At 70.0% G+C, this 15,104-nt stretch carries 12 protein-coding genes; 5 read left to right on the top strand and 7 right to left on the bottom strand.

The annotated features are described in order from the left end of the window. Positions 1-23: 23 nt before the first annotated feature. From Q9246_RS14920 to prsR, 3 genes are read left to right on the top strand one after another with little or no spacing between them, the layout of a single operon-like run. Positions 24-1,427: a TIGR03013 family XrtA/PEP-CTERM system glycosyltransferase gene (locus tag Q9246_RS14920; protein WP_306391369.1), complete on the top strand. Its 1,404-nt coding sequence runs from the start codon at positions 24-26 to the stop codon at positions 1,425-1,427. A 22-nt stretch (positions 1,428-1,449) separates the two neighbouring features. Next, a complete protein-coding gene (gene prsK / locus Q9246_RS14915) occupies positions 1,450-3,591 on the top strand; it encodes an XrtA/PEP-CTERM system histidine kinase PrsK (protein WP_306391367.1) in 2,142 nt (713 codons plus the stop codon). Positions 3,592-3,604: 13 nt separating this feature from the next. After that, the gene (prsR, locus tag Q9246_RS14910) at positions 3,605-4,963 is read left to right on the top strand and encodes a PEP-CTERM-box response regulator transcription factor (protein WP_306391366.1); all 1,359 of its coding nucleotides are present in this window, start codon (positions 3,605-3,607) and stop codon (positions 4,961-4,963) included. On the opposite strand, the gene Q9246_RS14905 is transcribed toward prsR, so the two are convergent. Genes Q9246_RS14905 through Q9246_RS14885 form a run of 5 tightly spaced genes read right to left on the bottom strand, consistent with a single transcriptional unit; the run spans position 4,960 to position 9,089 of the window. Beyond that, positions 4,960-5,805 carry a hydrolase 1, exosortase A system-associated gene (locus Q9246_RS14905; RefSeq protein ID WP_306391365.1) on the bottom strand — a complete coding sequence of 282 codons (846 nt, stop codon included), beginning with the start codon at positions 5,803-5,805 and terminating at the stop codon, positions 4,960-4,962. The genes prsR and Q9246_RS14905 overlap by 4 nt on opposite strands. Positions 5,806-5,834: 29 nt before the next feature. Beyond that, positions 5,835-6,611, bottom strand: coding sequence for a hydrolase 2, exosortase A system-associated (locus tag Q9246_RS14900; RefSeq protein WP_306391363.1), 777 nt, complete (start codon positions 6,609-6,611; stop codon positions 5,835-5,837). Further along, positions 6,611-6,859: an acyl carrier protein gene (locus Q9246_RS14895; RefSeq protein WP_306391361.1), complete on the bottom strand. Its 249-nt coding sequence runs from the start codon at positions 6,857-6,859 to the stop codon at positions 6,611-6,613. The genes Q9246_RS14900 and Q9246_RS14895 overlap by 1 nt, the downstream gene beginning before the upstream one ends. Beyond that, on the bottom strand, positions 6,856-7,911 hold the full coding sequence (locus Q9246_RS14890; RefSeq protein ID WP_306391360.1) for a GNAT family N-acetyltransferase: 1,056 nt from the start codon (positions 7,909-7,911) through the stop codon (positions 6,856-6,858). Before Q9246_RS14890 ends, Q9246_RS14895 begins: the two co-directional genes overlap by 4 nt. Then, the gene (locus tag Q9246_RS14885; protein WP_306391358.1) at positions 7,908-9,089 is read right to left on the bottom strand and encodes an aminotransferase class I/II-fold pyridoxal phosphate-dependent enzyme; all 1,182 of its coding nucleotides are present in this window, start codon (positions 9,087-9,089) and stop codon (positions 7,908-7,910) included. Before Q9246_RS14885 ends, Q9246_RS14890 begins: the two co-directional genes overlap by 4 nt. 121 nt (positions 9,090-9,210) lie before the next feature. Here Q9246_RS14885 and Q9246_RS14880 point away from each other — a divergent pair, with 121 nt between their 5' ends. Both Q9246_RS14880 and Q9246_RS14875 read left to right on the top strand, forming a co-directional pair. Further along, positions 9,211-10,794, top strand: coding sequence for an acyl-CoA ligase (AMP-forming), exosortase A system-associated (locus tag Q9246_RS14880; protein WP_306391356.1), 1,584 nt, complete (start codon positions 9,211-9,213; stop codon positions 10,792-10,794). Beyond that, a complete protein-coding gene (locus Q9246_RS14875) occupies positions 10,791-12,023 on the top strand; it encodes a pyridoxal-dependent decarboxylase, exosortase A system-associated (protein WP_306391355.1) in 1,233 nt (410 codons plus the stop codon). The genes Q9246_RS14880 and Q9246_RS14875 overlap by 4 nt, the downstream gene beginning before the upstream one ends. A gap of 4 nt (positions 12,024-12,027) precedes the next feature. Here Q9246_RS14875 and Q9246_RS14870 read toward each other — a convergent pair whose 3' ends face one another. Both Q9246_RS14870 and Q9246_RS14865 read right to left on the bottom strand, forming a co-directional pair. Further along, positions 12,028-13,941 (bottom strand): XrtA/PEP-CTERM system amidotransferase, encoded by a 1,914-nt coding sequence (locus Q9246_RS14870; protein WP_306391353.1) that lies wholly within the window; start codon positions 13,939-13,941, stop codon positions 12,028-12,030. Further along, a complete protein-coding gene (locus Q9246_RS14865) occupies positions 13,929-15,104 on the bottom strand; it encodes a TIGR03088 family PEP-CTERM/XrtA system glycosyltransferase (protein ID WP_306391352.1) in 1,176 nt (391 codons plus the stop codon). The genes Q9246_RS14870 and Q9246_RS14865 overlap by 13 nt, the downstream gene beginning before the upstream one ends.

The raw sequence follows: 15,104 nt of genomic DNA, 5'->3' as shown, positions 1-15,104 counted from the left end.
AAACAAGAATCGCGGAGGCTATCGTGTTTAGGATCTCGAACCACTATGTGTCAAAGATCGTGTTTCTGCTTTTGTTCGTCGAAGTGCTGGTGCTGCTCGGCGCGGCCTATATCGGCGCGGCGGTGCGCATGCTCGAGTACGACGGGATATCGGCCGCGAACCATCTCGACCACTTTTTCACCTCCGCGCTCGCCTTCACCGTCGCCATCATCTTCAGCATGAGCGCGATGGGCATGTACCAGCTCGACTTCGATGAAGGCCTGCGCCATCCCTTCTTCATGAAGCTGATGCCATCGTTCCTGATGGGCTTCGCCATCCTGGCCCTGGTGTTCTACATGGCGCCGGAACTGTCGTTCGGGCGCGGCACGATGGCGCTGACCTTCGTGCTGGCCGGGATCGGGATCTTCGCGGCGCGCATGGTGTTCTTCAAGTCGTCCGAAGCGCGCTTCCTGCAGTCGCGCATCATGTTCCTGGGCGGCGGCCCGCTGGCCCGGGAATGCAGCGACCTGGCCACCCGCAACATGAATTACCACCGCTACGAGATCGTCGGCTTCGTGCCGAGCCCGACCGAAGAACTGTGCGTGCCGCAATCGAACCTGCTGACGGTGCGCGACGGCGACTCGCTGGTCAGCCTGGCGCGCCAGCACAATGTGTCCGAAGTGGTGGTGTCGATCCAGAACCGGCGCGGCGGCTTCCCCATCAAGCAGCTGCTCGACTGCAAGCTGCAGGGGATCAAGGTGACCGACGCGGCGACCTTCTTCGAACGCGAGACCTGCCAGATCCGGGTCGACTCGCTCCAGCCGTCATGGCTGGTGTTCGGCGGCGGTTTCGACCAGAGCTTCGCACGCACCTTCATGAAGCGCTGCTTCGACCTGGCCTGCAGCCTGATGATCCTGCTGGTGGCGTTCCCGATCATGGTGCTGGCCGCCATCGCAGTGTGGCTGGAAGACCGCGGCCCGGTGTTCTATTCGCAGGAACGGATCGGCAAGGACGGCAAGGTGTTCCGCGTCCATAAATTCCGCAGCATGCATGCCGACGCCGAAAAAGGCGGCAAGCCGCAATGGGCGGCGCAGAACGATCCGCGCGTGACCCGGGTCGGCAACTTCATGCGCAAGACCCGGATCGACGAACTGCCCCAGATCTTCAACGTCTTCCGCGGCGAGATGTCCTTCGTCGGCCCGCGTCCCGAGCGCGCCTACTTCGTCGAGCAGCTGATCGAGGTGGTGCCCTACTATAATGTGCGCCACAGCGTGAAGCCGGGCATCACCGGCTGGGCCCAGGTGCGCTACGGCTACGGCTCGTCGGCCGAAGACGCATTGCAGAAACTCCAGTACGACCTTTATTATGTCAAGAACAACAGCCTGTTCCTTGACATCCTGATCCTGATTAACACCCTCAAGGTAGTGCTGTTCCGCAGCGGTCGCTGAGTGTCTTCATGCAGGCTGCGGCGTGGACGGCATCGTCCATGCCGTTCCCTTCTTTTCCACGCGCGCAGTCGTCGCCCCCGCCATGGATGCCATTTCCCTAACCAAGATCACGGTCTATAGTTACGCGATCGCCGCCGCCAGCTTCCTCGTCCTGGGCCTGTTCCAGCTGACGAAGCAGCGCCGCCGCGGCAATGGCGTGCTGGCCCTGGCCTGCCTCGCGATGGTTCTGTGGGGCGCCGCGCTGTCGTGGGAAGCCGCCGGCGGCATCGCCTGGTCGCGCCTGGGCGACTGCGCCGAACTGCTGCGCAATGCCGCCTGGGCCGCCTTCCTGCTGGTGCTGGGCGGACGCGCGCGCGACGAGGCCGGCCGGCCATCCTGGCTGCGCGCCCCGGTGCTGGCCGGCGCCGCCGTCTACGTGCTGTGCTTCTGCGCCGCGCTGACCGGCTGGTGGAGCCTGGCCGGGCTGCCGGACGCGAGCCTGGTCCCGGTGACGGCGCGCGCCGCGCTGGCGGTGGCCGGCATGCGGCTGGTCGAACTGGCCTACCGCAACCGCACCCTGCAGGAACGCTGGGCCGTGAAGTTCGCCTGCATCGGCATCGGCGTAATCTTCGTCTACGACTTTTACCTCTACAGCAATGTCATGCTGTTCCGTAAAGTCGATTCCGACATCTGGGCCGCGCGCGGCGTCATCAATGCGCTGGCGGTGCCGCTGATCGCGATCTCGCTGGGGCGCCGCAAGCTGTGGTCGTCGCCGCTGGCGGTGTCGCGGCGCGCCGTGTTCCATTCGGCGGCGCTGTCCGGTTCCGCGCTCTACCTGCTGGCCATGAGCACGACCGGCTACTACCTGCGCTACGTCGGCGGCACCTGGGGCACGGTGGCGCAGCTGACCTTCCTGTTCGCAGCCCTGATCCTGCTGGTCGGGGTGCTGGCCTCGGGCAGCTTCCGGGCCCGGCTGAAGGTCTTCATCAGCAAGCACTTCTTCCGCTACAACTACGATTACCGCGAAGAGTGGATGCGCTTTACCCGCACCCTGTCGCGCCCCGGGCCGGATCTCGGCCTGCGCGCCATCGAGGCGGTGGCGGGCCTGGTCGAGAGCCCGGGGGGAGTGCTGTGGCAGCGCACCGATTCGGGCCGCTACGAACCGGTGGCCCACTGGCAGGTGCCGGTGCTGGCGGCGTCCGAGCCGGTCGACTCGGCGTTCTGCCAGTTCCTGGCCAGCAGCCAGTGGGTGGTCGACCTGCACGAGCATGCGCGCAGCCCGGACAAGTACGATGCGCTGGCGCTGCCGGCATGGCTGGCGCGCTATCCGCGGTTGTGGCTGGTGGTGCCGCTGATGCTGCACGACCAGCTGTTCGGCTTCGTGCTGCTGCAGGATCCGCGCAGCCGGGTCAAGCTGAACTGGGAAGTCATCGACGTGCTGGAGATCGCCGGCAGCCAGGCGGCCGGCCAGCTGGCGCAGCAGCATGCGGCCAATGCCCTGATGGTGGCGCGCCAGTTCGAGTCGTTCAACCGCATGTCGACCTTCGTGGTGCACGACCTTAAGAACCTGGTGACCCAGCTGTCGCTGATGAACGCCAACGCGGTGAAATACAAGGACAATCCCGAGTTCCAGGCCGATATGCTGGAAACCATCGACTACTCGGTCAAGAAGATGAAGTTCATGCTGCAGAAGCTGGGCCGCACCCACGCGGTCGAGCAACCGCAGCCGCTCGCGGTGGAGCAGGTGGTGCAGCAGGCGGTGGCGCTCAAGGCGGCGTTCGAGCCGCGCCCGCAGGTACGCATCGAGCAGGCCGGGATGCGGGTGCTGGCCGACCGCGAACGCCTCGAGCGGGTGCTGGGCCACCTGATCCAGAATGCGATCGAGGCCACGCCGCGCACCGGCGGCGTCTCCGTGCGGGCGTTGCGCGAGGATGGCATGGCGCTGGTCGAGATCGTCGACAGCGGCGAAGGCATGAGCGAGGAATTCATCCGCGAACGCCTGTTCCGGCCGTTCGAATCGACCAAGTCGGCGGGCATGGGCATCGGCGCGTTCGAAAGCCGCGAATACATCAACGAACTGGGCGGCAGGCTCGAGGTGAGCAGCGCGCCCGGCAGGGGCACCACGTTCCGGGTCCTGCTGCCGCTACATCAACAGGAAGCGCTCGTCGCCGAACGGGCCGCATGACGCAAGGATTATCGTGACTCAGACCAAACCCAAACTGCTCATCATCGAAGACGATCCGGGGCTGCAGAAGCAGTTGCGCTGGAGCCTGGACGCCTACGACGTCGTGGTGGCCGGCGACCGCGAGGCGGCGCTGGCCCAGCTGCGCCGCCACGAGCCGGCCGTCTGCACCATGGACCTGGGCCTGCCGCCCGATCCGGACGGCTCGACCGAGGGCCTGGCGACGCTGCAGCAGATCCTGGCGCTGGCCCCGGACACGCGCGTCATCGTCCTGACCGGCAACCAGGACCACGCCAATGCGGTCCAGGCGATCGGCATGGGCGCCTACGACTTCCACCACAAGCCCTGCGATCCCGAAGTGCTCAATCTCGTGATCCAGCGCGCCTTCTACCTGCACCAGCTGCAGATGGAAAACCGCCGCATGCAGCAGGTGCAGGCCGATTCGCCGCTGGCCGGCCTGATCACGCGCGACCCGGCGCTGCTCAAGGTGGCGCGCAGCATCGAGAAGGTGGCGCCGACCTCGGCCTCGGTGATGCTGCTGGGCGAGTCGGGCACCGGCAAGGAGGTGCTGGCGCGCGCGGTGCACGCGCTGTCTCCGCGCGCGGGCGAGCGCTTCATGGCGATCAACTGCGCGGCCATTCCCGAGAACCTGCTGGAAAGCGAACTGTTCGGCTACGAGAAAGGCGCCTTCACCGGCGCCGCCAAGCAGACCAAGGGCAAGGTCGAGATGGCCCATGGCGGCACCTTCTTCCTGGACGAAGTGGGCGACCTGCCGATGGCGCTGCAGGCCAAGCTGCTGCGTTTTTTACAGGAGCGCGTCATCGAGCGCGTCGGCGGGCGCGAGGAAATCCCGGTCGACGTGCGCATCGTGTGCGCAACCCACCAGAAGCTCAAGGAACTGTGCGCGCAAGGGCGCTTCCGCGAAGACTTGTATTACCGCCTGTCCGAGATCGTGGTGACCATCCCGCCGCTGCGCCAGCGCGAAGGCGACGCCGCCCTGCTGGCTCACCACTTCAAGAACAAGTATTGCGCCCAGGAGTCGCGCGCTACCCTGCATTTCGCGCCCGAGGCGATTGCCGCGATCGAGGCCTATTCGTGGCCCGGCAATGTGCGCGAGATGGAAAACTGCATCAAGCGCGCGGTGATCATGGCCGACGGGAACACCATTGTGGCCGAGGACATCGGCCTGCCGGGCGAGGGCGGCCAGGAAGAGCCGATCAACCTGCGCCAGGTGCGCGACGAGGCGGAGTACAAGGCGATCGTCAAGGTGCTGGCGCGGGTCGACGGGAATATCGTCAAGGCCTCCGAGATCCTCGGCATCAGCCGGCCGACGCTGTACGACCTGATGGGGCGGCACGGCATCCGCGGCAGTTAAAGCTTCCTTAGCCAGCGCCGGGTCAGGTCCACGACCTGCGCGTGCCACTCGCGGCGCGACAGCGTGTGGTCGGCGCGCTCGATCGCATGGTGCGCGAAGCGTTCGCCGTCGAGCAGCTTGCGCCAGGGGCCGGGCGTGGCGGCCAGGTCGTCGAATTCGCGCGCAGTCAGGTCGGCGCCACTCAGCAGCAGCAGCACCGGGCCCTGGAAGCCTTGCAGCGCACCGAGCATCCGCGATGGCAGGTCGGGCATTGGCGGCGCCGCGGCGTCGGCCGTCGATGTCGACGCGCGCGCCGTCCCCAGCGTGCGCCACAGCGCGCCGAGCGCGGCGCGCCAGTCGAACTGGCCGCGCGCGATCTTGCGCCACAGCGCCCGGTCGAACAGGCGCGCGCGGTAGTAGTGCCGGATCGCCGCGCGCGCGGCGCCCTGTTCGGTGCGCACCCAAGGATTGAGCAGGGCGACGCCGGCCACGCGGGCGTCGTCCGGCGCATACAGGGCGGCGGCGGTGGCGCCGTCGCACAAGCCCCATAATGCAACCCGTTCCAGGCTAGGTGTCTCGGCGAAGAAGCGGTCGATCGAGGCGCGGATGTCGCGCGCGGCATGCTCGAAGCCGCAGGTGGCGCCATCGCTGTCGCCCATGCCCGCGTAATCGAAGCGCAGCACCGGGATGCCGGCCGCCGCCAGTTCGCGCGCCAGCAGGGCGAACTGGCGATGGCTGCCGGCGCGGTATTGCGGGCCGCCGACCACGATCACCACCCCCAGCGCGGCCGGCGCGGCCGGCAGGCTCAGGATGCCGTACAGCCAGGCGTCGCCCGAGGCATAGGCCAGCGCGCGCTCATGCATGGGCGACCTCCACGGCGCCATCCAGGCAGTCAAGGCTGGCGCTGACCAGCGCCGGGGCTTCGGTCGTCTCCGGCGTCGACCAGAACGCGGGGCCGGCCACCACCTGCTGGCGCAGCGCGGCGCCGTGCGCGCGCCAGCCGTCGCCGATCCTGGCCGCCGCCGGCGGCAGCGGCCGGTCTGCCTCGGGCGCCAGTTCCAGCCAGTCGACCGGGCAGGGCGGCGGCCATGCCGTCGGCCAGGGCTGGGGCCAGGCCATAGCCGGCGATCTCGAGCGTCGTGCCGGCAGCCAGCTGCGTGCGCAGGGCGGCCACGCTACCCTCGCTCGTCCCCTGCAGCATGTCGGCCGCCACCCGCAGCCGCAGGAACTGCTTCAGATGGCTGTCGCCGTCCGTGACCGGCTGCCACAGCAGCAGGCGCGCTGGCGCAGCCGTACTGGCCGCCTCCAGCGCCAGCAGCGCGCCCAGGCGCAGGCCCCACAGGCCGGCGCGCTGGCCGCTGCGCCGCTCGAGCCAGGCGCGGCCATCTTCGATATCGGCCAGCCAGCCGGCCCACGAGGCGTCGGCGAAGTCGCCGCCGCTGTCGCCGCAGCCGTGCAGGTCGAGCAGCAGCACGGCGACGCCGTGCGCGGCGAAGGCGCGCGCCTGCACCGCCGCCATGCGGCGCGCGCGGTTCATCTCTTCGGCGAACGGGTGGATGTAGAGCAGGGCGCCGCGGCAGGGGCCGGACGGCGCGTGGTACAGGCAGAACCGCGCGCCGCGCGCCGTGTCGAGGAAGAACGGTTCGGCGGGCGCGTGGCGCGGCGCCATCAGGCGGCGCGCGCGGCCACGAAATCGGCCAGGCTGCCGAGCGTGGCGAAGGTGCTGGCGCTGATGTCGTCGTCGTCGATCGCGATGCCGAAATGTTCCTCGAGCGCCGCGATCAGCGTGACCACGGCCATCGAGTCGAGTTCGGGCAGGCTGCCCAGCAGGAAGGAATCGGCCGTAAGGGCCGCCCCGGCCGGCCCCAGGCCCAGCACGTCGGTGAGGATGGTTCTGACTTGGTCCAGATGCGTCATGGTGTGTGTCCGTCGGTTGGTGAGCCGGCCGCGCGCGCGGCGCGCGCCTCGCGCAGCGCATGCAGGCGCCGCAGCACGGGCCAGCGATAATGGTTGACATGGTACATAGTGCGTACCTCTTCCGTCCAGCGCGTGTGCCATTCCATGACCCGGCCGTAGAATTCGAGCCGGGCGAAACGGCCGCCGTCGAACAGCGCGCGCATGGCTTCCTCGCGCATCAGCAGCGCCGGCGACAGGCCGGCCGCGGCGTCCTGGTCGTAGGCGGTCTTCAGGACCACGATGCTGTCGCGGTCCTCGATGCACAAGTCCATCGCCACCAGGCGCTGGTCGAGATAATAGCGGTAGACGCTGGCCGCGTCCCGCGCCGCCAGCGTTTCGAGCATCTCGCGGTAGAAACGCCCCTGGGCATTGGCGGCGTCGACCGCGGTGCCGGCGCCGGCCTTCCAGCCGCTGCCTTCCAGGCGGCCGTAGTCAGCCACCGCCTGCGCCATCTCCTGCGGCCGGCGTTCGACCGCCAGCCGCGTCGCGCGGCCTTCGCGTTCGAGGCGGGCGCGCTGCTTCCTGAGGTTGGCGCGCAGGTTCTTGCCGCGCGCCTCCCAGTAGCGCTCGAAGCCGCCGGCCAGCGTGACGCGGGCGGTGGCGATGTAGTCGAGCGTATGCAGCGCCGGGCCGGGCGCGGGGCGCGGCAGGATCATCGGGTCGGCCTGGGTCAGCGCCACCAGCAGCGGCATGCCCGGCAGCACGCCGAACAGCGAACGCGCCAGCGCCGCGGTATCCAGGCCGGGCAGCTGCAGCCACAACCCGACCGGCGCCTGGGCCGGCTGGAAGGTGGCCCAGGCGCCGCGCCGGGTCGGCGCCATGACCGCCATCGCCAGCGTGCGCCCGCCGTCGTCGCAGCGCAGCAGCAACTCGTCGCCGCGCGCGAACGCCGCCAGCAGCGGGCCGACGAAGCTGGGCGTCAGCACCGCCGGGGCGCCGGCGGCCTGGTGCAGCGCGGCCCAGTCGGCGCCGGCCTCGGCGAAGCGCGCGGCGGGGAGTGTGCTCCACCTCATGTGCTTGCCGCCTGGCGCAAGGCCTGCGCGATCCTGGCCAGTTCGGCGTCGCGCAATTCCTGGTGACAGGGCAGGCCCAGCACGTGGCGCGACAGATGGGCGGCGTGTGGGCAGGTGCGTTCGTCGACGCCTTCCCACAGCGGATAGCCGAAGCGGGTCAGGGGCACGCCGGCTTCCAGCAGGCGCCGCGCGAGCCGGTCGGGGTCGTCCGCCACCAGCGGGAACAGCCAGGGGCAGACGCCATCTGGCAGCCGCGCATGCAGCGGCCGCAGGCCCGGCAGCCCGGCCAGCGCTTCCTGCAGGCGCAGGTAGTTGCGGCGCCGCAGGGCGGCGATGCGGGCCGGCGACGACAGCGCCAGGATCAGGCGCGAGCACAGCGCGCTGCGCTTGTCGAGCCAGCGCGGATCGAAGCCATAGCCGCTGTCCGACGAGGCTGGGGCCAGCGCGGCGGCCGGGCGCCGACGCCGCTTGAGCGCGTTCCAGGCCAGCGCCTGCAGGCGCAGCATGGGCGCCAGCGCGATGCGCAGGCCGCGCAGGCGCCCGAAGGCGAAGCCGCGCTGGAGCGTATTGAGCGCCGTCTTGAGCTCGAAGCCCGGCCCGGCCGCGCGCAAGGTGACGCGGTCCAGGCCATGGCGCGCCGAGACCAGCGCGCCGCCCTCGTACAGCGGCAGGAATTTCATGCTGCTGGCGGCCGCGTAATCGCCCCAGGCGCCGGGCGGGCGGCCATCGAAGTCGCCGATGAAGGCATGCGCGCAATCCTCGAGCAGCGCCACGCCATGCGCGTCGCACAGCGCGCGCAGGGCCGCCAGCGGCTGCGGGAAACCGAAGAAGTGGGTGGCCACTACCACCCGCACGCGGGCTCCGGCAGGCTGTGCGAGACGGGTGGCGATATCGTCCAGGTCGGCCCGGGCATCGGCGCCCACCCGGTAGAACTCGGGCGTGGCGCCGGTCCACTGCACCGGCGGCACCATCGAGGCGCTGTGGTAGGCCGGCAGCAGCACACGCTCGCCTGCGCCCACGCCCAGCTCGCGCAGGGCCAGCGCGATCGCCACCCGGCCGCTGGTGACCAGGCGCGCCTGGCCGGCGTCGAGCACGGTGGCGGCGCCTCCGGCCTGCCTGCGAAACGAAGCCAGCGACAGCACGGGCGCGAGCGGGATCGGCGACAGGGAAGAATGCATGTTGGCAAGCATGGCCCAGTATAGCGCCCGCTGCGCATTGCCGCCGGTTCGCATCAGCAGGCGGCCCCGAACTGGTAAGATGACGGGCTGCGGCGTTTGCCATCCATGACCGTTTTTCGCCATGCCCGACCTGATCCACGACTTCATCTTCGACAGCGCCGCGCGCGACCCGGCGGCGCCGGCCCTGGCCGACGCCGCCCGCCGCCTCGATTACGCCGCCCTGGCCGATGCGGTGGAGCTGGCCGCGGGCGCGCTGGGCCAGGCCGGCATCGGCCGCGGCGAGCGGGTCGCGGTCTATCTCGACAAGCGGATCGAGAACGTGGCTGCGATGTTCGGCGCCGCGCTGGCCGGCGCGGTCTTCGTGCCGGTCAATCCCCAGCTCAAGGCGGCCCAGGTCGCGCACGTGCTGGCCGACTGCAATGTCCGAGTCCTGCTCACCTCGCCCGAACGGCTGGACCAGCTGGCCCCCGTGCTGGCCGGCTGCCCCGACCTGCACACCGTGTTCGTCACCGGGCCGGCCTTTCATGACCTGCCGCCCCATCTCGCGCTGCGCGACTGGGCGGCCAGCCAGGTCCGTCCCGAGCGCGCCTGGCTGGCGGCGCGGCGCGCCGTCGACGCCGACATGGCGGCCATCCTGTACACCTCGGGCAGCACCGGCAAGCCGAAGGGCGTGGTGCTGTCGCACCGGAACATGGTGGCCGGCGCCACCAGCGTGGCGTCCTACCTCGGCCTGGACCGCGACGACCGCCTGCTGGCGGTGCTGCCGCTGAGCTTCGACTACGGCCTGAGCCAGCTCACTTGCGCCTTCCTGGCCGGCGCCAGCGTGGTGCTCATGAACTACCTGTTTGCGAAGGATATCGTGCAGGCGGTGCAGGACGAGCGCATCACCGGCCTGGCGGCGGTGCCGCCGCTGTGGATGCAGCTGGGCCGGCTGGAGTGGCCGGCCGACTGCAGCCTGCGCTATCTCACCAATTCGGGCGGGGCGATGCCGCGCAGCGCCGTCGACGCCTTGCGCGCGGCCCTGCCCGGCGCCGAGCTGTTCCTGATGTACGGCCTGACCGAAGCCTTCCGCTCGACCTACCTGCCGCCCGACCAGCTGGCGCGGCGGCCCGATTCGATCGGGCGCGCGATCCCGAACGCCGAAGTGCTGGTGGTGCGTCCGGACGGCAGCCCGTGCGCGCCGGACGAGCCGGGCGAACTGGTGCACCGCGGCGCGCTGGTGGCGCTGGGCTACTGGAACGACCCGGCCAAGACCGCCGAGCGCTTCCGCCCGGCCCCTGGCCAGCCGGCCGGCCTGGTGCTGCCCGAGATGGCGGTGTGGTCGGGCGACACGGTGCGGCGCGACGCCGACGGTTATCTGTACTTCATCGGCCGCGGCGACGACATGATCAAGGTGTCCGGCTACCGCGTCAGCCCGACCGAGGTCGAAGAAGGCGCCTACGCCACCGGCCTGGTGGCCGAGGCGGTCGCCTTCGGCGTGCCGCATCCGCAGCTGGGCCAGGCCATCGTGCTGCTGGCCCAGGCAAGCGAGCCTGGCCTGACGGCGGCGGCGCTGGCGCGCCAGTGCGCGCGCCAGCTGCCGGCCTGGATGGTCCCGGCCCACATCGTCCTGTGCGACGGCGCCCTGCCGCGCAATCCAAATGGCAAGCTCGATCGCCCGCTGCTGCGCTTGCCCTACCTGAACCTGTTCGACGAGACCGCATGACTTCTCCTCCCGTCCATGGCAGCCAAGCGCTGTTCCCCGTCGTCGACGGCAACCTGGTGGTCGGCGGCATCGCGCTGCCGCGCCTGGCCCAGCGGGTCGGCGCCACCCCGTTCTATGCCTACGACCGCGCGCTGCTGTCGGCGCGCGTGGCCGAGGTGCGAAGCCGGCTGCCGGCCGGCCTGCAGGTCCACTATTCGATGAAGGCCAACCCGATGCCGGCCCTGGTCCAGCACATGGCCGGCCTGGTCGACGGCATCGACGTCGCCTCGGCCGGCGAGATGAAGGTGGCGCTCGACACCGGCATGGCGCCGGAGCACATCAGCTTTGCCGGCCCCGGCAAGCGCGACGCCGAACTGCTGCAGGCGGTGGCGGCGGGCGTGTGCGTGCACGTCGAATCGGAGCGCGAGCTGCATGCGCTGGCGCGGATGGGCGACGAGACCGGGCTGGCGCCGCAGGTGGTGTTGCGGGTCAATCCCGACTTCGAGCTGAAGGGTTCGGGGATGCGCATGGGCGGCGGCGCCAAGCAGTTCGGGATCGATGCCGAGGATGCGCCGCGCGCGCTGGCGCTGGCCGCCACGCTCGGGCTGGACATCCTGGGCTTCCACGTGTTCGGCGGCTCGCAGAGCCTGAAGCCCGAGGCGATCGTGCAGGCCCAGGCGCAGACCGTCGCGCTGATGCTGCGCCTGGCCGAGGCCAGCCGCGATCCGGTGCGCCTGCTCAACCTGGGCGGCGGGTTCGGGATTCCGTATTTCCCGGGCGAGCAGCCGCTCGACCTGGCGCCGGTAGGCGCCGCGCTGGAACAGGCGCTGCCGGCGCTGCGCGCCGCCCTGCCGCAGGCGCGGCTGGCGATCGAGCTGGGACGCTACCTGGTGGGCGAAGCCGGCGTCTACGTGGCGCGGGTGATCGACCGCAAGGTCTCGCGCGGCCAGGTGTTCCTGGTGACCGACGGCGGCCTGCACCACCACCTGGCAGCCTCGGGAAATTTCGGCCAGGTGATCCGCAAGAACTATCCGGTCGCGATCGGCAACCGCATGGACGCGGCCGAGCGCGCGCCGCAATCGGTGGTCGGCCCGCTGTGCACGCCGCTCGACCTGCTGGCCGAGCGCATGGAACTGCCGCTGGCCGAGGTCGGCGACCTGGTGGTGGTGTTCCAGTCGGGCGCCTACGGGCGCTCGGCCAGCCCGCAGGGCTTCCTCAGCCACCCGGAAGTGGTGGAAGTGCTGGTTTAAGGCATCAGGCGCGCGGCGCGTCGGCGCCGTTCTTGCGCAGGAAGGCTTCGAACATCAGCACCGCCCACAGCGCGGTGCTGTGGTCCTTGGTGCCGGCCACGTGCTCGTCGATCATCAGCTTGAGGTAGTCCGGGTTGAAGATGCCGGTGTCGAGCAGGACCGGGTTGAGCACCGCGCGCCGCATCGATTCGCGCAAGGGGCCGCGCAGCCAGCGCGCCAGCGGGATCGAGAAGCCCATCTTCTTGCGGTACAGGATGTCGTCCGACAGGTAGGGCTTGAGCGCCCGCTTGAACACGTCCTTGCCCTCGCCGTTGCGCAGCTTGCACGAGGACGGCAGGCCGGACACCCATTCGACGAACTGGTGGTCGAGCAGCGGCACCCGCACCTCGAGCGCATGGGCCATGCTGGCGCGGTCGACCTTGGTCAGGATGTCGCCCGGCAGGTAGGTCTTCATGTCGATGTACTGCAGCACCGACAGCGGGTCGTCGGTGGGCGCGTTGGCGGCATGGCCGCGCATCACCTCGGCCGCGCGGTAACCCTGCAGCCGGCTGCGGAATTCGTTCGAAAACAGCTGGTCGCGCACGCGGTCGACCAGGATCGAGACGCCGTGGAAGTAGCCGTCCACCAGGTCGCGCGCCAGCGCCTCGAAGGTGGTCTTGGCGCGGAACATGCGCGGCGCCCAGTCGGCCTTCGGGTAGGCCGCGCCGAGGAAGCCGAACACCGGCTTGCGCAGCGCCAGCGGCAGCATCGAGCGCACCTGCTGCTCGCCCATCGCCATCCGGTAGCGCCGGTAGCCGGCGAAGTTCTCGTCGCCGCCGTCGCCCGACAGCGCCACCGTGACGCGCTTGCGGGCCAGTTCGCACACGCGGTAGGTGGGGATTGCCGAACTGTCGGCATACGGTTCGTCGTACAGGCCGGCCAGCAGGTCGACCAGGCCGAAGTCGTCCTGGTCCACGGTCTCGCAGCCGTGGTGCGTCTTGTATTGCTCGGCGACCTGGCGCGCATAGTTCGACTCGTCGAAGGCGCTGTCGGTGAAGGCGATCGAGCAGGTGTTGACCGGTTCCTTCGACAGGCCGGCCATCATCGCCACGATGGCGCTCGAGTCGACCCCGCCCGACAGGAAGGCGCCCAGCGGCACCTCGGCCTCGAGCTGGCTCTCGACCGCCTCGCGCAGGCGCGCCACCAGTTCCTGTTCCATCGCCTGCTCCGACATCGGCGCATGCGGCGTGAACGGCACGTCCCACCAGCGGCGCGGGATCGCGGCGGCCGGGTCGCTGCCTGCGCGCAGGGTCAGCGCATGGCCGGGAGCGAGCTTGAAGGCGTGCTGGAAGATGGTGCGCGGTTCCGGCACGTAGCCGTAGGCGAAATATTCCTCGACCGCGCGCGGCTCGATCGCGCGCGGCAGTTCGGGGAACGACAGCAGCGACTTGAGTTCGGAGCCGAACACGAAGCGGCCGTCCGGCAGGGTCGCGTAGTGCAGCGGCTTGATGCCCAGGTGGTCGCGCGCCAGGAAGAACACGCCCTGCCTGCGGTCCCAGATCGCGAACGCGAACATGCCGCGCAGGTGCTTGACGCAATCCTCGCCCCACTGCTCCCAGGCGTGGACGATGGTCTCGGTGTCGGAACGGGTGCGGAACACATGGCCCAGCGCCGTCAGCTCGGCCATCAGGGCGCGGAAGTTGTAGATCTCGCCGTTGAACACGGTGACCACGCTGTGGTCTTCGTTGAACATCGGCTGCTGGCCGGCCGCCAGGTCGATGATCGACAGCCGCCGGTGGCCGAAGCCCACACCCGGCTCAAGATAGACGTCGCCTTCCACCGGGCCGCGGTGGAACTGGGTCTGATTCATCCTTTCCAGCGCGCCGCGATCGATGTCGCGCATGCCGCGCGGGTCAAATATGCCAACTATTCCGCACATGTTCGGTTCATTTCTTCAGGAGTGAGGGTGATGGCGCGCAGCCGGTCGTAGAGCCCGAGATAGGCGTTGACCATGGCCGCGACGCTGTAGTGCTGTTCGATGCGGATGCGGGCCGCCGCGCCGTGCGCACGCGCGAGAGCAGGATCGGCGACGTAGGCGGCCAGCGCGTCGGTCAGCGCCGCCGGGTCGGACGGTGGCACCAGCCGGCCCTGCACGCTGTCTTGCACCAGGTCAGGAATCCCGCCCACGGCGCTGGCCACCACCGGCAGCGCGCAGGCCATCGCCTCGAGCACGGTTACCGGCGTGCCTTCGGCGATCGAGGGCAGGGCGAACAGGGAAAAATCGCGCATCAGTTCGGGAATGTCGTGGCGCGCGCCGGCCAGCCAGACGCGGTCTTCGATGCCGGCCGCGCGCACTTGCGCCGCCAGCGCTTCGCGCAACGGACCGTCGCCGACGATCGCCAGCCGCAGCATGGCGCGGCGTTCCGGCATGCGCTGGCACAGCAGGGCGAAGGCGGCGACCAGGGTGGCCTGGTCCTTGACGTTCTGCAGGCGGCCGACGGTGCCGATCGTGAACGGGCGCGCAGCATCCGGCGCGGCCGGGGCGGGCGCAAAGCGGTCGGTGTCGACCCCGTTCATGATCATCTCGGTCTTGCGCGGCGCGATGCCGACCACCCCGGTGAGCCAGCGCGCCAGGTCGTGCGACACCGGCACGTAGCGGTCGATCCAGGGCGACAGCGCGCGCCGCAGCAGGTTGTGCTTGCGGTTCAGGCCTTGCGGGTCGCGCGCGTCGCGTCCATGCTCGGCATGGATGCGCACCGGCACCCCGGCGGCCCAGGCGGTGAACGCGTATTCGGCGCAGGCGAAGTTGTAGGTGTGCAGGATCGCCGGGCGCAGGCGGCGCAGCAGGCGCCACAGGTCGAGGTGGATGCCGGGCGCGAGGCCTGGCGGCTTGTCGAGCGCGTACAGCGCGACGTCGGGGCGCTGTATGCGCTGCGCGAACTCGGTGTAGCCGGTCAGGCACACCACCGCATGCCGGTAGCGCTTGGGCGGCATGTGGTTGATGCAGTCGACCAGCAGCGTTTCCAGGCCGCCGAAATCGAGGCGGTAGATCAGGTGCACCACCAGCGCGGGCTCGCGCCCGGCCGTGCCGGATACCGCCAT

It is taken from the genome of Telluria beijingensis, assembly GCF_030770395.1.
Lineage (GTDB): Bacteria > Pseudomonadota > Gammaproteobacteria > Burkholderiales > Burkholderiaceae_D > Telluria > Telluria beijingensis.
This window is presented reverse-complemented; position numbering and strand designations above follow the sequence as displayed.